The sequence below is a fragment of the Desulfobotulus sapovorans DSM 2055 genome (genome assembly GCF_059569355.1).
On sequence record NZ_JCANVJ010000027.1, the window covers coordinates 31,941 to 53,689 of the forward strand.

The window sequence follows — 21,749 nt, forward strand, 5'->3', positions numbered from 1 at the left end:
TCTTAAAACTTGAACTGGGTGCTCTGCCGCCAGGTGTAGTATGCATGATCGCGGAAATCATCGATCAGGTGGTGCGTAAACTCAATCTCACACTTCTCAAAGAAACGCTCCCAGCCAATACGTTCCGCCCAGTCGCCCATACGCTCGTATTTTCTGGCGTCCTTGGCATAGGCTTCTACGATACGGCGGATTGTGCTGGTCATTGTTGGCCAGCGGGGAATTTCGTTTTCAATGAAGGCCACAACAACCTTGGAGAATTTGGGGGGGTTGATACGGTTGGAAATCTTACCACCCACCATAAGAACGATACCGTCCCCTTCAGTGTCTGCCAGAGGCAGAGAAGGACACATCGTGTAGCAGTTCCCGCAGTACATGCAACGCTCGTTGTTAACGGCAACGGTATTCACCTTGGTGCCGTCGGGAAGCTCATGCTTCGCAGGCTTGATGGCCGCCGTGGGGCAGGAAGCAATGGCCAGGGGAATTTCACACTGCTTGTCCAGATACTCGTGGTCGATCATCGGCGGTTTTCTGTGGTAACCGAGGATGGCGATGTCAGAGCAGTGAACGGCACCGCACATGTTCAGGCAGCAGGCCATGGCGATACGCAGTTTGGCAGGAAGACGCATATCCTGGAAATCACTGAAAATTTCATCCATGGTCGCCTTCACGGTACCGGAAGCATCCGTGGCAGGGGTATGGCAGTGAATCCAGCCCTGGGTATGAACAATATTGGAAATCCCTGCGCCCGTACCACCGATGGGGAATTTGAAGGAACCGCCGGCAAACTTGCGGTCTTTCAGGTCAGCCTTGAGAGCTTCAACCTTATCCTTGGAATCCACCATGAACTCGATGTTATTACGGGTGGTGAAACGCAGATAGCCATCGCAGTGTTTGTCTGCAATGTCACAGATCTCCCGGATCAGGGTACCGGACATGAGACGGGCACCACCGCAGCGAACCGTATACACTTCATCACCGCTTTCGGCAACGTGTACCAGAACACCGGGTTCAAGGATTTCATGATACAGCCATTTCCCCTTGTTGGCCTTGATGACCGGGGGATAAAATTCTTCAAAGTGCCGCGGACCGATATCGGTAATCCGATTTTCCAGCGGAGCATTCGGATTGTAGCCAGAGGATACAAAAGCCATGGAATAACCCTCCCCTTCTTAGCGCTTGTGATGTTTTCTGAATTCTTTGACGTCACGCTCCCAGCCACCGGGTACTTCGTCTTCTCTCCAGAAGATATAGGGGTTGCTGCGGGGTTCGCTGACGTGGCGGGGATCGGCCGCAATACCGGTAACTTCCAGCATTTTCTGGAAACCAGCACGACGGATAAGTTCACCAAGGCGCTCACGGTTCTTGCCTTCTTCCATCCACCAATCCCAAATGGACTCAATGACTTCCGTAACTGCGGAGTAGTCATCTTCGGGATTGACTTCAACAAAGGGAACCAGGAGGGAACCCATCTGCTGACCATCCAGGATGGGAGCCTTGGCACCGACAAGGATGGAAAGACCGGTCTCCTGACCAATACGCAGGGCGCGGGGCATGGCGTTGATGCAGTGCATGCAGCGATTGCACTCTTTATTATCTATTTTCAGCTCCTTGCCTTCCATCCACATACACTGGGTGGGGCAAAGACCAATCACTTCCTTCTGAATATCGAAGGCACCCCAGTCACGGCCTTTGAAAGCACCACCGTTGGGAGCAATCTCACCGCCGATATACGCCTGAACTGCTTCCTGATCAATGCGGATATCGTCCTTCCAGGTACCGATAAAGCTCATGTCAGAACGGGCAATGGAGGCAACGCAACCATTGGGGCAACCGTCAAACTTGAACTTGAACTTGTAGGGGAAGGCGGGACGGTGAAGTTCGTCCTGATACTGATTGGTGAGGAAATGACACAGGGCGTTGGTGTCGTAGCAGGCAAATTCGCAACGGGAAGAACCGATGCAGTCTGCAGGCGTACGCAGGTTGGAGCCGGAGCCACCAAGGTCTGTGTTGAGATTGTGGGTCAGTTCATAGAAAATTTCTTCCAGCTGCTCCGTACGGGTACCCAGGAAAACAATGTCGCCTGTGGAACCGTGCATGTTGGTCATACCGGAACCGCGCATCTGCCAGATATCCATGAGCTGACGCAGATAATCGGCTTTGTAATATTTACCAGAAGGCTGTGCCACGCGGACGGTATGGAAATGGGCAACGCCGGGGAACATTTCCGGCTGATCGCAATAACGACCGATAACCCCACCACCATAACCGAATACACCAACGATACCCCCGTGTTTCCAGTGGGTCCGACCGTGTACATAAGAAAGTTCCAGAACACCCAGCAGGTCATCAACGACATCTACCGGAATCTGAAATTCAATGCCCGCCTCGTTCTTGGCACGAACCTCAGCTTCAAGCTTCATGTCGGAGACGAAGCTCGGCCAAGGGCCAGACTCCAGCTGGTCCAACAACGGAGTTTCGTGTTTTGCCATTGCCTTACCTCCATGTGAAAGATTTACAATCCTGGCGTTTGGCCAGGGGGGAACTCACCATAAATATGAAACATGATTAAGCAAATGTTTCTCTTAACTTTCAAACAACGATATATTCTGTCTATTCAAAGATGGATCATATAGGACGTGATGGCTTCATTGTCAATAAAAAAGGGCTTTTTTAAAAAAAGCAACAAATGTTATTTATCAAAATATCAAGGCTAAACCCTCTATCTGGCGTTTGATGTTTTTTTTACTTCTTCATATTGTGTATCTCATTCTCAAAAGCACTCAGAAGCTTCTTTTCTGTCCGAAAAAAATTGAAAAACCAGATCTGAATGTGCTTTCAGATTTTCATAAATTATTGGAAGTTCCGGTGCGTTTGAATTGTATGCCTCAATCACTTCTCTAGTCGCATCCAAAACCCCCTCCCTTCCCATAGCTCTGATGATTTCTGGAAAGGCCTGTACCAGCATGGCAATATCTTCCCGCGTATCCGCTTTTTCGGTAAGGCCTTTCAAAAACCCGGAAATGGATGGAAAAACAATATCGTCAGGAGCAAAAAAAAGTTCTCCAACACCATCCAGTCTATCAAGACGCATACGCAGCAGCATATTCCAGAAAAAATAAAGAAGACCATCCAGCTTGTCTCTTAAATCTGCGGAATGGGGATCAAGAGAATAAAGATTTCCATACTGACGTACGGTAATCAGGCGGACATCAATCTCTCCGTTTTCCCGAAAAACGACAAAATCACCGGCAGCATGGTGCCAAGGGAAAATCTGGGTAAAGTGATCCACATCATAAGCACGGGTAAGGATCACCGCTATTTTGTAAAAAAGGGCTTCCACTTCTTTTTTGTCGAGAATACAGCGCTCTCCCCCATCCTTCCAAATAAGAATCTGCGGAACAGTTTCCACCTTTGACCAGTGAAACTCACAAAAACCTTCAAACCAAGGAGCGACAAAAAAAGAGGCCCTCTGCTCACCGGAAAGCCTTGTTTCCGCTGAAAAATAAACATGGGGAATATCCCGAAGTCCCTTATTCCATAAAACCTGCAAAGCCGCCACCTCCCCCTGCAGGGTCTTCACAGCAGTCTCCGTGACTGCACCATTTACCACAAGGGGGGCTCCCTGATGTCCGTTCACTACCACCCGACAGGGGTGGTAAAAAGCCCCATGTTTTTCAAGCACAACCTGAACAGAATCTATCTCCTCCCCATATATGGAAGCCAAGCGATCACAGTGCGCATCAAGAAAACGGCCAACACCTTCCAGAAACACACCACATTCCATGCTTTTCCCGGATACCTGAAAATGCCTGTTTTGCGGTAACGGATGGGTAAAAAGAGGATTTTCCAAAGAAAGACTGTAGGCAACGCCGGAAATACCATAGTGATATGTGGGCATGAAAATTCCATAAATGTGTGTGAATGGAGCATTGCGGGAAACTCTTTTCCCAAAAAAACAGGGGCAGATTGATCTCCGCCCCCTCTCCTATTTCATAGAACTGATACCATTGTAAAAATCAGGTTCTTTTACAGTGGATTTCCAGTTCTTTTTTGAGTCCTTCAGCTACAGGATAACCAAAAGATTCCGCCTTCTCCGCATTTTCAAGGGCTTTTGCGTATTCTTGCTTTTCAAGATACGCCACAGCAAGATTATTGTAACTGATAGGAAAATCCGGTTGCACTTCAATGGCCTTCAGGCAGGTTTCAATGGATTCGTCCACAAGCCCCTTCATCAGAAACGCAGTCGCCAGTGTGGTGTAAGCCTGTATATGCCTTGAATTAAAAACGATAGCCTTTTGAAGATTTTTAATGGATTCGTCCACATTCCCGTTTTGAAGTTCAAGGAAACCGATATTGGCATATCCTGGAGCAAAACCGGCACGGGCTTTTATAGAACGCTTGTTATAATGCAGGCAGCCTTCCACATCACCGCGTTGCAGACAGATTCCACCAAGCTGCACAAAAGCTTCCGCCAGGTTCGGGCTGCATGAGATGGCTTCATGCAGATGGGATTCCGCTTCCTCATATTTTTTCTGGCCCATCAGGGCTACAGCAAGATTATAATGGGTTGCACCACACTCTGCATTGGAAGCCAGAGCCATTCTTTGCCTGGCAATATATTCATCGGCAGTCTGTGCCTTTGTCATCTCCATTAGGTCACCCTTAGTTTTTATTTTGTTAAAGAATTGTACCGCAGCCTCATTTTTACAGTCGGACAGAAAATCTTTTTCACCTGACAGATGGCCTGGATCTTAAACGATGGGCCTACATCCGTTTAATTTCATATTCCTTGTCCATTCCTATGCCCAAGCCTTCAACGCTGAAAAATCAAATTCCAACAATGTCTCTTGGAAAAAATTTTCTTTACAACTCTGTAAAACCGAATAATGAGAAGCAAAAAGAATTCAACCACCACTGAAACTGTGGCCCATATAAACACGAATAAAACCAAAGGGCAATGACAGCTGTTTCCGGTATCCACTGACAGTGCCTATCACACCAGAATATCTGTAAAAATTTCGTTAGTATGGCCTGTTAGCCAAAGTCAAGAAAATTTATCATTATTGTACTCCCAACGGGTTACAACTTGTAAAAAAGCAAAAGATATGATAGGCGGACAGGCTCAGGTATCCGACCCTTTATCCAAGAATAAAAAACTGAAACTACAGACAAATATAAAATAAATTCATGCCAGTGATCTATTTTGGCGTACTGCGATGAAAAGGAGTTTTACATGCGCACAGGATGCTACACCGCGCTGATCACCCCCATGCTCGATAATACCGTGGATTATGAAGGACTTGAGAGTCTTGTGGATTTTCAGATACATTCCGGAGTAACCGGTATTCTTGCCGTGGGTACCACAGGAGAAAGCCCGACCCTCAACTGGGAAGAGCATAACCATGTTATCGAAATGGTTGCCGCAAAATGCAAAGGAAAAGCCCTTTGCATCGCGGGTGCAGGCAGCAACAATACCACAGAATCCCTGAACGCTTCCCGTCATGCGGCAAACTGCGGTGTGGATGCCCTGCTCCTTGTGGATCCGTATTACAACGGTCCCAGTTCCCTGGAAATCCGGAGGGAATATATTGCTCCTGTGGCCGAAGCCCTCCCTGACATGGATATCATTCCTTATATTATTCCGGGACGGACAGGTGCCCAGATGTTTCCCGAAGATCTGGCTATTCTGCATAAAAAATACAAAAATATCCGCTGTGTAAAAGAAGCCACAGGTAATCTTGAAAATATGCGGCGTACACGGGAATGCTGCGGAAAAGACTTCATGATTTTTTCCGGAGACGATGCCATGACCCTCCCCATGATGGAGGATCCTGCCATTGGCGCATCTGGAATTATTTCCGTAGCATCCAATATTGCCCCCGCCTTTGTCACTGAAATGACCCTTTGTCTAAGCGAAAGCAAAAAAGAAGACGCCAGAAAAATTCTTCTGGATATTGAACCCCTTTTCCGTTTGGTCACGGTTACAACACAGGAAGAAACCCCCTATGGTTCCGTTCCCTGCCGCGCCCGTAACCCCCTCGCCCTGAAAACCCTGATGCAGCTTTTGGGAATGCCCTCCGGGCCATGCCGCCGACCGCTTGGAAAAATGAGTCCTAAGGGCTTTGACTTTGTGCTGACCACAGCAAGGGAAGTCCACGAAAAGAATCCCAAAGTTTTTGGGGCGATAGGAGATTTTTTTGATATCGATATTGATGCAAGACTGAAGGATTCTGCCTGCTGGGAAGGTCTTTTCTATACTGGAGCCTATGATCTCTTTTAAATCATAGCCAAAACCGCTGTCTCATAAAAAAGGTTCCCGATACCGGGAACCTTTTTTATACCCAACCTCTTCTGAAAACCAAAAACACTACATCGTATCTTTTTTCCGTATACCCGCAGCATCTTCCCTGGGCTTGAAGCGCTCTTCCGGATCCAGTTTAAACAAAATGGCTCGCAACCAGTCAAAACCAAACTGAAGGAGCGCAACTTCATCTTTGCGGATCTGCTCCACAAGACCCGGATCAATCATATGCATTTTCAAAAAATCTGAATCAAAAACAAAACGCTTGAATCCATCAATATTGTAACACACCGTAAAAAAGAGTTTCCGACTCTTTTCGGTCATGTCCATGGTCATTCCAAAACTTTTTTTCCTGACAACAAGATCCGTCCAGCCTTCATTGATATGATCCTGGAGATCCACCCCCTGATCCATACGCCAATCCGCAACTGTCCATTCCTGATCTTCCTGATGCCCCTTGCAGCGATCTTCATTGATCATAAAGAAAAAATCATCCCCCGTTTCTTCCACATGGCTACGGGTAGCCATCCCAATGGGATAATACCGACAGGCACTGGGCCTATCCGCGTAGATAAGGCACCCCTCCCCATCCCGGACAAAAGGACAGGACTGTTTTTCATCATCAAGAAGCCGCATGACTGGAACAGGAAGTCCTGTCTTTTCCAGTATCTGGGGTTCCGTATAGATGGCAAGAAATTCATCCGATGAAATACCCAGCCGATTTTTCATACGGAGAATATCATAGGGAGTCAGCATGATATTGATCTTACGGCAGCAATCCGTAAAACAGGAAACACCCGGATGACAACGAAAACAAAAACGGCTTTCCCGTGTAAGCTGTACAGGAACGGCCTGATTGCGAAACTCCTGATCCATAAACAACACTCCTTGGTATGGGTACCTGAACATGATACTGGATTTTATTGCTATTTAAAACCAACGCCAGCAGACGCTGATCACAAGACCCTATAAGAAAAAAACTTTTTCAGACTGTATCTTGATTCCAGACTGAAAAAATACGTATATAGAAAATGTGGTCAAAAACCATTCATACATGATGGTAAAACAATTCCATTAATGCCCTCTTCTGGAAAAAATTTTGTATCGATTCAAAAAATACCAACCGCGTGTTCCATTCCCTGGCAACCCCATGGTCTGCGGTTGTCGGAGCAGCCCCTCCGATGATACTGTAACTCTCATCCTTCTTGAAACGCTTTCAAAAGCTGTGCTTACCTGGAGAAAACATCATGAATATCCCCTGTACCCTTACTGAGACCCCCAAAAAAAAACCGGAAGATAAAAATTTAAGTTTTGGTACCCAGTTTACGGATCACATGCTTCTCATGGATTACACCCCTGACACAGGATGGAAGGATACCCGTATAGTTCCTTACGGTAATTTTTCACTCCCCCCTTCCACAACCGTACTGCATTATGGTCAGGCTATTTTTGAAGGTCTTAAAGCCTATCACTGCAAGGATCAAAGCATCCAGCTTTTCAGAGCAAGGGACAATTTCAAACGCCTGAACCGATCTGCCAGACGTATGTGTATTCCTGAAATCGACGAAAACCTTGCCATGGAAAGTTTAAAGGAATTCATCCGCATCGAAAAGGACTGGGTTCCCTCCACACGGGGTACTTCTCTTTACATCCGGCCAACCATCATTGCAACGGATCCTTTTCTGGGAATCCGGGCATCCCGAAGCTACCGCTTCTTTGTTATTCTCTGCCCTGTGGGTGCCTATTATCCTGAAGGTTTCAATCCTGTAAAGATATGGGTAACCCGGGACTATGTCCGTGCTGTTCCGGGAGGTGTCGGAGAAGCCAAAACAGCAGGTAATTATGCTGCCAGTCTTTATGCCTCGGAACAGGCCCAGAAGGAAGGCTACACTCAGGTACTCTGGCTGGATGGTAAAGAGCATCGTTATGTGGAAGAAGTCGGTTCCATGAACATTTTCTTTGTCATCAACAATACCATTGTCACTCCCGCACTTAATGGCAGCATTCTTTCCGGCGTCACCCGGGATACGGTCATTCAGATGGCAAGACACAAGGGCCTCAGTGTATCTGAAAAAAGAATCTCCATGGAGGAGGTCTGTGAAGCCCATGAAAAAGGCCTTCTCAGTGAAGCTTTTGGTTCCGGAACAGCCGCAGTGATTTCTCCCGTAGGTACCATACGCTATGGAGAAACCATCCTGACCTTGAATGGTGGCAAAGCAGGCCCTGTATCTTCAATGCTCTTTGATGAAATCACCGGAATCCAGTATGGGGAAAAAGAAGATATTTTCCACTGGACAGAAAAAATCTGATTCTTTCTTCCACCCGGAGAGATCCATCGCTCTCCGGGTGGAAAACTACATCTTATACTCTTCCCAATAAGCAAAAACCCTGCGGATATAATTCTGCGTTTCCGGAAAAGGCGGCACGTCTCCGTAACGCCGGACTGTGGAAGGGCCGGCATTGTATGCCGCAAGGGCAAGGCGGACTTCTCCGTCAAAACGATCCAGCATCATGCGTAAATACCGGGTTCCGGCCATGATGTTTTCCCTTGGATGAAAGGGATCTGTCACACCGAGATCCTGGAGGGTGTCCGGCATAAGCTGCATGAGTCCCTTGGCCCCTTTTGAAGATACAGCCTTGGGATTAAAGGCGGATTCTACACGTATTACGGCCTTTACCAAAAGGGGATCCAGACCATGATAATCCGCTGCTATACGGATGGTCTGGTCATAAGAAGAGCCGCTTCCCAAAGAAAGCCTTTTTTTGTCTCTTTTTTCCTTAAAAAACAACCTGTACTGTGATGATGTCGGCGTATCCGTAAAACGTACAATCCCCTTTTCATCCACATACATATAAATGTCTGCAAAGGATGAAAGAGGCAGGAGAAGAAGCAGAAAGAAAAAAAAGACCTTTCTTGAAATCATTTTTCTGCCCTCCTTTTCCAGCACAAAACAAAAAAAATCTGAAATCAATTAAAAAAGACACATCTGCCCCTCTTTTTTACTTTTTTTGGGGATTTTTCCAACAGATGCTTCCAGCATGATCCTTAATTCTTCCACAAAAGGAGAAAGGGAGCGAACTTCGTACATACCAAAAAGACTTCTTTTTTGAGCCCAGCTTAAAAAAAGCTGAGAACCTGCACGGGTCAGTCCTACATAAAAAAGCCGCCTTTCCTCAGCTTCTTCACCACTCTGAAAATTCGTCCTTCCTCTGTAAGGTAAAAAACCATCCTCACATCCTGCCATAAAAAGAACAGGAAACTCCAGCCCCTTAGAGGCATGAAGGGTCAGAATACGAACCTTTTCCGCCTTAAAATCTAAAAAATCCGCAGAACGATCCATTTGAAGACTCAGTATGAAATCTTCCGGAGATTTTCCCTGGGCCAGAGGTAAAAACAGATCTTCAATTAAATTTTCTGGAACACCTACCGCAGGCTTTTCTCCTTCAAAGGGATTCCAGAAAGCGAGCATGGCCTTAAGGCAGTCCCGAGCATCTCCTGACTGGGCAAGTATTTTACCGATTTTCTGTTGTATCTCCCGAATAAACTGTAACGCCTCATACTTTTCTACATGAAAGGAAAGCCAGGGATTTTCATCCCATAATTTTCTGACAAAATTCTCATCAAATTCTCGACCAAAGGGATAAAAAAGAAGATCCGAAACCCTTGCCAGACCACAACAGATGCGAAATCCTGCCATCAGTGCTTCCGCCTGCGGATTCTCCTGTAAAGATTTTTCTGAAGCAGAGTGAAAAGGAATTCCTTTTTTCAAAAAGACCTGCTCCAGAATCCGAGCCTGCCGTCGGGTTCTTATCAGAACCCCTATATCGGAAAACCCCCAGCGTGGCCCGTCATCCTCATCCTTTCCCGCGTAAATGGCGTGATGGCCTGTACCCCCCACTTTTTTTTGTATGCAATCTGCAATCCATTCTGCTTCCTCTTTTTCACTGACACAGGTTTTCAATACAATGGCCTGACCTGGAATCTGGGAAAAGACCCTGAATGCAGGATCTGCTTTACTTTTTTTATCCCTTAACAAAAGCTCCCATGCAGCTTGCAAAATATTTTCCGTTGAACGGTAGTTGCGGGTCAGACAAAAAGTTCTGGTTTCGGGCCAGTCCCGGGTAAAGGTTTCAAAAAAGACAGGACTCCCTCCTCTGAAACCATAAATGGACTGATAGGGATCCCCAATGGCGGTAATCAGATGGGTATCTTCTGTCAAAAGCCGTAACAAATGGTATTGGGCAGCATCCAGATCCTGGTACTCGTCAATAAAAACAGCCTCTATTTGTTCTTTAAATGTACGATGAAAATCTGGATTTTCCTGAAAACACTGGATACTCCGGATCACCAGATCATCAAAATCCATACATCCGGCATGACAAAGGGCCTCTTCATAATGTTCCAGCAATCTGGCGATCTCCTGGGGAAGGGATGCTCCGGATGCCAGAGATCGTTTTGTCCGGGAAATCACTTCCTGTGCTGTTCGGATGGAAAGACTGGACTGACTTCGCGTCAGGGCTGTCCTGAGAATAATTTTCTGTAACGGAGCATCCGGAATGACGGGAGGTCTTCCCGCTTCACAGAGAATCCTGTATCCCAGTCCATGAAAAGTGAAAATTTTTTCAGGTATATTTTCCCCACAAAAAACCGAAAGTCTGTTTCCCATTTCTTCTGCGGCTTTACGTGTAAACGTAATGGCCAGTATCCCCTCTTTACGGATCTTTTTTTCTTTCAACATCCATGCCATTTTTGCCGTCAGAGTCCTGGTTTTTCCCGTACCAGGGCCTGCCACAATCAGTGAAGGGCCCTCCATATACGATACCGCAGCCCACTGCTCCGGATTTAACCCCAAAAAAAGAGCAGACTCAGAGTTTTTATCCACAGGTTTCAGAAGGGACTTTTTTTCCGATGGGATCATGCGGATAACGGACATGGACTTCACCGTCACAGGTGAAACATGTTTTTGGGTATCCATTTCAGGTGTAGCGGACTTAAGCGTAAAAAGACTTTTCTGGGGAAACAAGGCCCTTTTTTCATCCTCGGAAAAAATAAAAACCTTCCCGTAATCCCCATCATAGCCCCCCTCAAGATGAATCCGATTTTCCCGTACGCGGAAGATGGCCTCATCCAGAAGAGGAATTCCCGAGGCTTTCAGGGTATCCCTTTCCGCATCCTGCAAAATAAACAATTCCGGCCCGAGTCTGTTTAAAAGCTGTTCATAAACACCGGATACTTTTTTAGTCTTAACGCCCGTTCCCAAAATTTCAGATAAAATTTCCTTCAGAGGAACGAGACTATGAAAGGGTATGCGGTTTTCTGTATCTGAAAGACCCTCTGTTGAGATCTCTCCTGTCTCCTTATCTGCCAGTTCACAGACCCTGTACAAAACTCCCAGAGTCAGGGGTTTTTTACAGACAGGACAGAGTCCATTCAGATGCAGGGATTCTTCCGGGCTAAAGGAAACACCACATTTTCTGTGCCCGTCCAGGTGATACTTCCCCTCTTCAGGGTAAAACTCATAGGTTCCCAGAAAATGTTCCGGATTTTTTTTCTTCAGGGCTTCATACAGGCCCATGTAATGAAAATCCGTATTAAAAAGATTGGCCTCCCTCCCAAGATTCCCCGGTGAGTGGGCATCAGAGTTGGATACAAGAGCCAGGTTGTCCAGAAAAGAAACCCGCCAGTTCATGGCAGGATCCGACGACAATCCTGTTTCAACGGCAAAAATATGATCCGTCAGATCCTCAAAACATTCATGAATATGATTAAAACCGGACTTGGAACCCAGAAGAGAAAACCAGGGGGTCCAGATATGGGCAGGAATCAAAAACCCCTGTTCATGGGTGTCAAGAACCAGTTCCAGAAGATTACGGGCATCCAGGCCTAAAATCGGCCTGCCGTCGGAAACGATATTTCCCAGACGCCCCAAGCGTTCATTGAACTTTTTCACAGCAAAAAGATCCGGGAAATAAACCAGATTGTGATTTTTACGCACTCTCCCGTCTTTTTTATAAATACAGCTGATTTCAGAAGAAAGAATAAAGCGTACCTCTCCTCTACAGGAGGAGGGCACCTGAGAATCCAGACGGGACCGTATCTCCGGATGCAGGGCGTAAAATCCAGGTTCAGCAGGAACAAGCTTACTTTCCAGCTCCGCATACCAGCCCGGATGGGTACAGTCTCCTGTCGCGATAAGGGTAATCCCCTTATCCTGGGCCGACAGATACAAATTTTCCAGATCCAGATTGGAGGCCGTTGCCATAGAAAATCTGGAATGAATATGCAGATCTGCAATAAAACGCATATCAAATGTTCCTGTCTGGCCAGACAGGCCTTTCCATATCATCCGTAAAAACGCCCAGCTGTACGGAAATCAGGGTATCAAATTCAAAATAAAAACTTGCGGATAAACTATCAATTATAAAGGCGTCCTGATCTTCGTCACTTTCTTCTTCAATATCCAGGATGCCCTTTTCTCCCAAAATCTGTTTCAGCTTTTTTTTGGATATACGGGCAATTTTCTGGTTCCAGAGGAAAAATTCCATGGAATCCACCTCAAGGCAGCCCAGACGAAACTCATCCTCCTCATCAAAATACAGGGAAACCCCTTGATCAAAATAATAGAAAACCTTGGTGGATCCAAAGGCCGCATCTTCAAAAACCTCTTGAAAATCAGGGATACCCATTTTTTCCATCACCATGGTTTCATTCATACCAAAAACAAGATTCCCAAAACCTCTGCCAGGCTCAAGATTCTGTAAAATGTTCATGTTTTATCCTTATTATCAAGACATCGCTTTTTAGATGGATCCGTGTTAATGAAATCCATAGATTTTGAGCAGATTTTCCCCGGTAGATAGAGACACTGGAATTTTTTTTTGATTCAACCCCTATTCCGCTAAATTGGAGTCCCATGGCCCTGCTCTCCAGATCCAATACCCTTACCCGCTACCATGTTAACGGAAACAATACTGCCCTTTCCCTTGAATACATTCGGGAAAAATTACAACAAAACCGTTTTCCGGAAATAGAAGATCCTGCCGCCTTTTTCACCAGTGGCTGGACTCCCTTTGAATCTCACTATTTATCCGATTTCTCAGAAAAAACAATCATATTTGGCAATTTTATTCTCTTCTGTCTGCGTATTGATAAAAAAACAGTACCATCTAAAATATTGAAAAAACAAATTATTATAGAAACCCAAAAACGTCTTCAGGAAACAGGAAAAGAATTTTTATCCAAAAATGAAAAAAAAGCCTTGAAAGAAGATATTGAAGCCTCACTTTTGCTCCGCATCCCGGCAACTCCCAATATTTATGATATTCTCTGGGATATGGAAAAAAATGAACTCTATGTTTTCTCCTCGCAGAAAGCTGCCAATGAAGAAATCGAAACTCTTTTTTCCAAAAGTTTTGGTCTCCACCTCATCCGGATTTTTCCCTATACCGCTGCCATGCAGAATCAGATTCTGAGCGATGCGGAAAAAGACCGCTTCACAACCCTAAGCCCTGTTCGATTTTCGGAGTAAATCATGCTGGATATCGCCGTTGCCTACAATCGTTATATTTTTATCGGCCATGAATTTTTAACGTGGCTGTGGTTCATATCCGAAAACAGGGATGAACTGTTTCCTGTGATTCACCCGGAAATAGGAGATCTCCGTCTTGGAAACCGTGTAGTACTCCAAAACCGTTATGGAGATGACCGAATTGAAACCCTAACCATCAAGGGAGATGCAGCAGGTCTTGAAGAAGCCATGCTGGCTCTGCAAAAAGGAGCCCAGGTTACAGAACTTCATATGATCCTGATTTCCGGAGACCATGAATGGACATTTACACTTAAGGGTGAACATCTTGGATTTTCAGGATTAAAAACACCAGAAACGGCCAATGTAACAGAAAAAGAGGAACTGGAAGGTGCCATCATTGAAAAGGTATTTTTAATACAAAAAGCCTTTGAAATGAAAGATGCCCTGTTTTTTTATTTCATAAAATTACGTATATCTGAAAAATGGTCTGAGACTCTTTTACAAATACGATCCTGGGTAAAAAAGGAATCCTTAGCCCCAAAAAATAATGTTTGATTATGAACATCAAAATATCAAAAATCATACGAAAACCATTTACAAAAACTTTCTTATGAACATCCCCAAAGGAAAAAAGATAACCCTCTTACTATGAACAAACAAATCTCTTTTTACAAACAGCCTAAAACCAAATAAAAAAAAACACTTACATAAGTTACCAACAAAAATATACGTCCCTTATTATGATTTTAATTTTTAAAGAAAGATAAAACCATAAAAGAAAAAATAAAACACTAAACCATCGGAACAAAAACAAAAATTGAAAAAAAAAGGAAAAACTGCTAAAAAGAAAAGCTTTTCCTGAAAAATCCATAAAAAGAAAAAACAGTGGGGAAAACAATGAAATGCTGGCTTATAAAAAAAGAAATACAGGAAGTCCTGGGAAAGATACAGGGGCTGACAAATAGAAAAACCAACCTTTTTATTACGTCTACAGTACGCCTCACGACATATTCCAATGATTCTATCCGTATTGAAGCAACAGATCTTGAAACGGATTTTAGCGGATTGTATCCAGCAGACATCGATACCGAGGGCAGTGTTTGCATCAACGCTAAAAAATTTTTTGAAATTATCAAAAACTATCCCTCTGAAAAAATATTGATTCATGAAGTTGAAAACCGATGGATAGAAATTGGAGAAGGAAAGCTACTTTTTCATATTGTCGGAATGAATCCCGATGATTTTCCTGAAATAGGTAAAGATACCCATGATACATTTATCCCTGTGGACAGTTTTCTTTTCAAAAAATTAATTGAAAAAAATCTTTCCATTCCCGCCCTGGTTGATGAAAAAAGAATTTATAATCAAGCTGTTTTATTAGAATCTTTCAAGGATGATAACGGAAATTGCCTGCTCAGAGGGGTCTCTACAGATTCCAGACGAATGATTAAATATGATATGCCATCAGATCAGCTTTTTCCTTTCAGTGGTGATGAAAAATCCCTTCTGATTCCCAAAAAAGCTTTATCTGAACTTTTAAAATTTTTAGATACGGTGACACCTGTAAAAATCGGTACGCATCACAATCGCTTTGTGGTGGTTAAAGATAGCGAAATTTTTTCCATCACCTTACTGGAAGGAGGATTTCCAGGCTATCAGGATATTATGAAATTTAACCCTGATCATATTATCCTCTTTAACAGGCAGGCTTTTCTCATGAGTCTTAAAAGAATGTCCATTCTTTCCGATGATGACTACAAGGCCATTATTTTTTCCTTTGAACAAAATAAACTTCTTTTGATGACATCCAATCCTGACCTGGGGGAATCCCATGAAGAACTGGAGATTCTCTTTGACAGAGCACCTTTTGAAGTTGCCTTCAACCCCAAATTTTTTATGGATGCCCTGGCTTCGATAGAAGACGAGATGGCCCATATCTATCTACGGGATCATGAAAGTGCCTGTGTCATCAAGGGAGCTACCGAAAATCACTTCATTTCTGTGATCATGCCCATAAGAATTTAAAAAAAAGAATAAAAATTTATCATGACAGAAAATACCTATACAGCCAAAAATATAAAAATTCTTGAGGGTCTGGAAGCCGTCCGTAAACGTCCCTCTATGTACATTGGCAATATTGAAATAGAAGGCCTTCATCATCTTGTCTATGAGGTTGTGGATAATTCCATCGATGAGGCGATGGCGGGATACTGTGATCGTATACAGATCACCATACACACGGATAACAGTGTGACCGTTAAGGATAACGGGCGGGGAATCCCTACGGAAATTCATGAAAAAGAAGGCGTGCCCGCTGCTGAAGTGGTTTTGACCAAGCTCCATGCCGGTGGAAAATTTGATAATGATACTTATAAGGTTTCAGGAGGACTTCATGGTGTCGGGATATCCGTTGTTAATGCACTTTCAGATGTCCTGGAACTGACCATCTGGCAAAAGGGTTCTGTGTTTCAGCAAACCTTTTCAAAAGGAAAGAAAACCTCTGAACTGGCAATTATCGGGGAAACAGATCAGACGGGAACCCAGGTTCATTTCAAGCCGGATACCTCGGTAATGAATACGGACTGTTTTGTATATGAGACCCTGAGCCGTCGCATGCGTGAACTGGCTTTTCTGAACAGAGGAATCCGTATTGTCATCGAGGATGAAAGATCCGATGAAAGAGATGAATTTTACTATGAAGGGGGGATCCGGTCCTTTGTAGAATATTTGAACAGGCAGCATATTGTACTGCATGAACCCATTGTCATTGAGGGATCCCGTAATGAAGTACAGATTGAGGTTGCCATTCAATATAATGATTCCTATAATGAAAAACTTTATTCTTTTGCTAATAATATCAATACAATAGAGGGTGGTTTTCATTTAAGTGGTTTTAAAGGGGCTTTGACACGTACCTTGAACGCCTATGCCTCTGGAGAACATGTTCCGAAAAACATGCAGACTAAAATTTCCGGAGAGGATGTACGAGAAGGTCTTACGGCCATTGTCAGCATTCGTATTAAAAATCCTCAGTTTGAAGGACAGACCAAAACCAAGCTTGGGAATTCAGAAGTGAAAGGACTTGTGGAATCCCTTGTCAATGAAAAACTGACCCTGTTTTTTGAAGAAAATCCTGCCATTGCACGAAAAGTTATTGTCAAGGCCGTAGAAGCGGCAAGAGCCAGAGAAGCGGCGAGACGGGCAAGGGATCTTGCACGGAGTAAGGGGGGAATGGCTGATGCCACCCTTCCCGGAAAACTGGCGGAATGTCAGTATTCGGATCCAAAGGAGAGGGAACTTTTTCTTGTGGAAGGGGATTCTGCAGGAGGATCTGCCAAACAGGCTCGTGACAGACGGTTTCAGGCCATTCTTCCCTTGAAGGGGAAAATTTTAAATGTTGAAAAAGCCCGTTTTGATAAAATTTTAAAAAGTGAAGAAGTCAAAAATATTATTACGGTACTGGGTGCGGGTATTGGAAGGGAAGAGTTTGATATTGAAAAAATCCGATACCATAAAATTGTCATTATGACAGATGCTGATGTGGATGGTTCCCATATCCGAACCCTCCTTCTTACATTTTTTTACAGACAGACACCTGAAATTATTGCCAATGGATATCTTTATATTGCCCAACCGCCCCTGTACCGCATTGGCAAGGGGAAGGGGGGGATTTATCTGAAAGATGAAAATGAATACAGCCGTTATCTTTTGAAACGAATCTGTGAATTGAAGCATGTTTTTCTTCACGAAGAGGAAGAAGCCATGGATGCAGATCTCTTGTATTCATTTCTTAAAAACCTTGATATTTTTATGAAAAATAAGGAAAGACTCTGGAGACGTGGTTATGAGTCTGAGCTTGTGGATATTCTTCTGGAAGAAAATATAAAGGAAAAAGATGATCTGAAAAATGAAGAGATCATGACAAGAATCCGGGATCGTCTTCTTGCCTCATGCTATGAAATAGAACAGTTTGCATGGAATGAGGAAAGGGATATTTTTGAACTTGTGGTAACGCCTCCGGAAAGAAAGGTCTCCCTTGAAGAAGATTATGCGACGGTTCGGGAGAAAAAACCTGTCCGTATAGGAAGAAGCTTTATTTTTTCCCAAGAATACCAGGGATGTGCAGAATTAAACAAGCAACTACAGCCGTTTAACAGACCTCCGTTCAGGATAAAGGCCAAGGAATCCGCTTCTGTGGAATTTGCGGATAATCTGAAATCTTTTTATAAAAAAATAAGTGAAGAATCCAAAAAAGGTATCAATATTCAAAGATATAAAGGTCTTGGAGAAATGAACCCGGATCAGTTGTGGGAGACCACCATGGATCCTGAAAAAAGACGTCTTCTCCAGGTTAAAATAGAAGACGCCCTCCTGGCCGATGAAATTTTTACTCTTCTGATGGGCGATGAAGTTGAACCCAGACGTGAATTTATTCAGAACAATGCCCTTGAAGTCACGATGATTGATATGTAGCTCCCTATGTTCTGTTAAAGCTCAGCCCCATATCTCCACAAGAGGTATGGGGCTTATTTTATTCTGATAGATTCAGAGTTTCACCCTCTTCTTTTTTACGAGGCGTGCGCCGAGCAGGTTTATTTGCAGGTTCCAGGGCAATTTCCAGAACATCCAGCATTTTGCTGACAAAGTAAAACTGAATTTCTTTTTTTACTTTTTTAGGAATTTCTTCTATATCTTTTTCATTCCACTTTGGCAAGACAAGGGTCTTGATTCCAGCCCTGTGCGCAGCCAGAACCTTTTCCTTGATGCCTCCCACAGGAAGTACTTCTCCCCTTAAAGTAATTTCCCCGGTCATGGCCAGGTTTTCCACCACCTTTCTTTGCGTTGCAAGAGAGGTAATGGCCGTCAGCATGGTGACTCCTGCTGACGGGCCATCCTTTGGAATAGCGCCTGCGGGGACATGAATATGCAAATCATGTTTTTCAAAAAAATCTTCCGATATTTTTAGTGAGGGAGAATCTGAGCGGATAAAACTCATGGCCGCGGATACAGACTCTTTCATCACATCCCCGAGCTGTCCTGTAAGGGTCAATCGGCCTTTGCCTTTCATTGCCTTGGTTTCCACAACCAGCACATCCCCACCGGAGGGTGTCCATGCCAGACCGACGGCAACGCCAGGAACTTTGATCTGGGTGTTAACTTCCGTATGGATTTTTTTCGGCCCCAGGTATTTGGGAATATTCATCACATTGATGGCTACATACTCATCGAGGCCTTCTGCAATGCGACTGGCAACCCCTCTGCACAGGGAGGCAATCTCCCTTTCCAGATTTCTCAGTCCGGCTTCCCGTGTATAATCTTCAATAATGTGGCGTACGGATCCATTGGTAAAGGCGATTTGATTGGCACTTATACCATGAGCTTTCCGCTGTCTTGGAATAATATAGCGGTTGGCTATTTTTACTTTTTCATCAAGGGTATAGCCAGAGAGTTCAATTACCTCCATACGATCCCTTAAGGCAGGTGGGATGGTATGAAGGACATTTGCTGTAGTTATAAACATGATCTTGGAAAGATCGAAGGGGACATCCAGATAATGATCCACAAAGTTGTTATTCTGCTCTGGATCCAGAACCTCCAGAAGTGCTGAGGAAGGATCACCACGGAAGTCATTTCCAAGCTTGTCAACTTCATCCAGGATAAAGACGGGGTTGTCCGTACCACATCTTCGCAGAGCCTGTACGATTCTTCCCGGAAGAGCACCTACATAGGTGCGTCTGTGTCCCCGTATTTCCGCCTCATCCCGAACACCTCCAAGGGCCATACGAACAAATTCACGGCCAAGGGCTCTGGCAATGGAACGTCCCAGGGAGGTTTTTCCCGTGCCCGGAGGGCCGGAGAGGCAAAGAATGGGGCCTTTGGAGTCGGGTTTTAACTTACGGACGGCAAGATATTCAAGAATTCTCTTTTTGGCTTTTTCCAGGCCATAGTGATCATCATCGAGAATTTTACGGGCTTTTTTAATATCAATGATATCCTTACTGGAGTTATTCCATGGAAGGGATACCATCCAGTCAAGATAGGTAGTGACTACATTGTATTCAGCGGAAGATGGATGCATCCGGGAAAGCCTTTTCAGTTCCCGATCAGCTTCTTTTCTGGCTTCGTCCGGAAGATCTTTTTCTGCAATTTTGGCACGGTAATCGTCTACTTCTACACTGGTTTCATCTGTTTCTCCCAGCTCGTCCCTGATGGCTTTAAGCTGTTGACGTAAATAAAATTCTTTTTGTTTCTGCCCCATATCCTCCTTGACCTGGCTCTGGATTTTTGAACCGATCTTGAGGATTTCCAGTTGGTAATTGACAAGTTTTGTAACCTCCCGCAGTCGTTTTTTCAAATCCACAATTTCCAGAATTTTCTGTTTTTCTTCATGGGAGGTATTGATGGTGGATGTTACCATATCTGCAAGGATACCCGGTTCTTCAATATTTTTTGCCATCTGCCCCATCTCCTGGGGAAGACCGGGAGAGAGTTCAACAACCTGAATGTAAAGATCCAGCAGATTGTTTGTCAGCGCATCAATTTCCTTTGATTTTACATCAGGCTCCTGAATCTGGGAAATATTGGCGATCAGATAGGGACTCAGATCACTGTAGTCGTTCACAGAAAAACGGCTGATTCCCTGCACCAGGAGCTGGGCACGGTTGTCTTCTCCCTTGGCCATCTTCAGAATGATAGCCCCGCATCCCATATCATACAGCTCTTCCGGTGTAGTAAAGGGCTGTCCTTTCTCCTTATTTTTTTTTACAGCAATAAAACCTACGATACGATTTTTCCCCATTACTTCGTCAATAAGACGAATGGACTGTTCTTGACGAACCACAAGGGGTAATACCATTTTTGGAAAAAGGACAACATCATGAAGAGGTAGAATGGGCAGATTTTCAGGTAATATTTCCTGGCTTAACTCCAGGGATGGCTGCTGCTCTTTCATTGCTCACCTCCAGCTATATTGAAATGATGAATAGGGTTTTCATTATAATTGAATTATTATTCTGTTTTTATTTCAACCTTATAGACCTGACCCAGAGATTGTTTAATGAGATGAATTTCAAGGAAACCATTGGTATAGGAAGCAGATACTTTTTCTGTATCAATAAGTGTTGGTAAAAAAAGAATACGCTCAAAACAGCCGTAAAAAATTTCTGCAAGTCGATAAGTTGCATTTTTTATAGGAATATTGCAGTTTCGGATACCGTGAATACGGACGGCTTTGTTGTTGATTTCCACTTCAAGATTTTCTTTTTCAACACCTGAAATTTCAGCAAGAATAATAATTTCTTCTTCGGTTTCGTAGATATCCATGGGGGGATTCCATCTTCTCTGACCAATGGAAAACATAGGATTGATGGCACCAAAGAGTTCGGAAATGGGTTTGCCGCAGGTGTGAGATTGGTCAAATTCCGATCCAAAACGAATTTTAATATAGCTCATGGAAATCTCCTTCATGAAGTCTGAAGCCGTGTGAAAGGAGCTTCCTGGATGGATAAAATGGTTCTTTATTTAAAAATCACCCAGGAAGTTTAAAAAAATATAGGAATGTTTGATTTTTTTACAAGGTTTGGTAACTACTCCAAAAGTCCGGGCATTGGTAAAAGAAGCTAAACATTCTCAGCCTGATCTGATAAAGCAAGAAGCATGTTAACACACGACGCCATAATCAAATCACTATCGGCCTCTGATCTCGAAAACCCCACGATCATGCTTTTGATCGAGATCATTTACAATCAGCAGGAAGAAATCTCCCGGCTCAAAGATGAAATTGCCCGACTGAAGGGGCAGCCCCCGAGGCCGAAGCTCCGTCCGTCGATCCTCGAAGGAAATCAATCCGGAAAACCGGGACAGACCCCATCCAAATCGCGAAAGAAAAAACGATCTGTCTCCAGGCGGCAACTCCCGGG

At 44.2% G+C, this 21,749-nt stretch carries 16 protein-coding genes and 1 pseudogene; 7 read left to right on the forward strand and 10 right to left on the reverse strand.

Annotated elements, in window-relative coordinates; genetic code table 11:
• Positions 1–2: 2 nt before the first annotated feature.
• The 4 genes from dsrB to BR04_RS14655 all read right to left on the reverse strand — a co-directional run bounded on the left by dsrB (position 3) and on the right by BR04_RS14655 (position 4,652).
• Positions 3–1,151: a dissimilatory-type sulfite reductase subunit beta gene (gene dsrB, locus BR04_RS14640; protein ID WP_496356770.1), complete on the reverse strand. Its 1,149-nt coding sequence runs from the start codon at positions 1,149–1,151 to the stop codon at positions 3–5.
• A gap of 18 nt (positions 1,152–1,169) precedes the next feature.
• Positions 1,170–2,489: a dissimilatory-type sulfite reductase subunit alpha gene (gene dsrA / locus BR04_RS14645; protein WP_496356771.1), complete on the reverse strand. Its 1,320-nt coding sequence runs from the start codon at positions 2,487–2,489 to the stop codon at positions 1,170–1,172.
• A gap of 281 nt (positions 2,490–2,770) precedes the next feature.
• Positions 2,771–3,898 carry a hypothetical protein gene (locus BR04_RS14650; protein ID WP_496356772.1) on the reverse strand — a complete coding sequence of 376 codons (1,128 nt, stop codon included), beginning with the start codon at positions 3,896–3,898 and terminating at the stop codon, positions 2,771–2,773.
• Positions 3,899–4,016: 118 nt separating this feature from the next.
• The gene (locus BR04_RS14655) at positions 4,017–4,652 is read right to left on the reverse strand and encodes a tetratricopeptide repeat protein (protein WP_496356773.1); all 636 of its coding nucleotides are present in this window, start codon (positions 4,650–4,652) and stop codon (positions 4,017–4,019) included.
• Between the two features lie 581 nt (positions 4,653–5,233).
• Between BR04_RS14655 and dapA the strand changes: the two genes are divergently transcribed.
• Positions 5,234–6,280, forward strand: coding sequence for a 4-hydroxy-tetrahydrodipicolinate synthase (gene dapA, locus BR04_RS14660; RefSeq protein WP_496356774.1), 1,047 nt, complete (start codon positions 5,234–5,236; stop codon positions 6,278–6,280).
• 87 nt (positions 6,281–6,367) lie between these two features.
• Here the strand turns inward: dapA and BR04_RS14665 are convergent, their stop codons facing one another.
• The gene (locus BR04_RS14665) at positions 6,368–7,177 is read right to left on the reverse strand and encodes a YkgJ family cysteine cluster protein (RefSeq protein ID WP_496356775.1); all 810 of its coding nucleotides are present in this window, start codon (positions 7,175–7,177) and stop codon (positions 6,368–6,370) included.
• A gap of 371 nt (positions 7,178–7,548) precedes the next feature.
• Between BR04_RS14665 and BR04_RS14670 the strand changes: the two genes are divergently transcribed.
• Positions 7,549–8,610 (forward strand): branched-chain amino acid aminotransferase, encoded by a 1,062-nt coding sequence (locus BR04_RS14670; protein WP_496356776.1) that lies wholly within the window; start codon positions 7,549–7,551, stop codon positions 8,608–8,610.
• A gap of 45 nt (positions 8,611–8,655) precedes the next feature.
• Here the strand turns inward: BR04_RS14670 and BR04_RS14675 are convergent, their stop codons facing one another.
• From BR04_RS14675 to BR04_RS14685, 3 genes are read right to left on the reverse strand one after another with little or no spacing between them, the layout of a single operon-like run.
• Positions 8,656–9,225, reverse strand: a complete 570-nt coding sequence (locus BR04_RS14675; protein ID WP_496356777.1) for a transglycosylase SLT domain-containing protein — start codon at positions 9,223–9,225, stop codon at positions 8,656–8,658.
• A gap of 48 nt (positions 9,226–9,273) precedes the next feature.
• On the reverse strand, positions 9,274–12,606 hold the full coding sequence (locus BR04_RS14680) for a UvrD-helicase domain-containing protein (RefSeq protein WP_496356778.1): 3,333 nt from the start codon (positions 12,604–12,606) through the stop codon (positions 9,274–9,276).
• Between the two features lies 1 nt (position 12,607).
• Positions 12,608–13,072, reverse strand: coding sequence for a hypothetical protein (locus BR04_RS14685; protein ID WP_496356779.1), 465 nt, complete (start codon positions 13,070–13,072; stop codon positions 12,608–12,610).
• Positions 13,073–13,215: 143 nt separating this feature from the next.
• Here BR04_RS14685 and rdgC point away from each other — a divergent pair, with 143 nt between their 5' ends.
• The 4 genes from rdgC (at position 13,216) to gyrB (ending at position 18,303) form a co-directional block, all read left to right on the forward strand.
• Positions 13,216–13,830 carry a recombination-associated protein RdgC gene (rdgC, locus tag BR04_RS14690; RefSeq protein ID WP_496356780.1) on the forward strand — a complete coding sequence of 205 codons (615 nt, stop codon included), beginning with the start codon at positions 13,216–13,218 and terminating at the stop codon, positions 13,828–13,830.
• Between the two features lie 3 nt (positions 13,831–13,833).
• Positions 13,834–14,385 (forward strand): hypothetical protein, encoded by a 552-nt coding sequence (locus BR04_RS14695; protein ID WP_496356781.1) that lies wholly within the window; start codon positions 13,834–13,836, stop codon positions 14,383–14,385.
• Positions 14,386–14,727: 342 nt separating this feature from the next.
• The gene (gene dnaN, locus BR04_RS14700) at positions 14,728–15,855 is read left to right on the forward strand and encodes a DNA polymerase III subunit beta (RefSeq protein WP_496356782.1); all 1,128 of its coding nucleotides are present in this window, start codon (positions 14,728–14,730) and stop codon (positions 15,853–15,855) included.
• A 21-nt stretch (positions 15,856–15,876) separates the two neighbouring features.
• The gene (gyrB, locus tag BR04_RS14705; RefSeq protein ID WP_496356783.1) at positions 15,877–18,303 is read left to right on the forward strand and encodes a DNA topoisomerase (ATP-hydrolyzing) subunit B; all 2,427 of its coding nucleotides are present in this window, start codon (positions 15,877–15,879) and stop codon (positions 18,301–18,303) included.
• Between the two features lie 58 nt (positions 18,304–18,361).
• Here gyrB and lon read toward each other — a convergent pair whose 3' ends face one another.
• Positions 18,362–20,782, reverse strand: a complete 2,421-nt coding sequence (gene lon / locus BR04_RS14710) for an endopeptidase La (protein WP_496356784.1) — start codon at positions 20,780–20,782, stop codon at positions 18,362–18,364.
• 56 nt (positions 20,783–20,838) lie between these two features.
• Entirely contained in the window at positions 20,839–21,282 is a 444-nt protein-coding gene (locus tag BR04_RS14715) for an Hsp20/alpha crystallin family protein (protein WP_496356785.1), read from the reverse strand.
• A 204-nt stretch (positions 21,283–21,486) separates the two neighbouring features.
• Between BR04_RS14715 and BR04_RS14720 the strand changes: the two are divergent.
• Positions 21,487–21,749 (forward strand): annotated as a pseudogene (locus BR04_RS14720) (hypothetical protein); the annotation flags it as partial.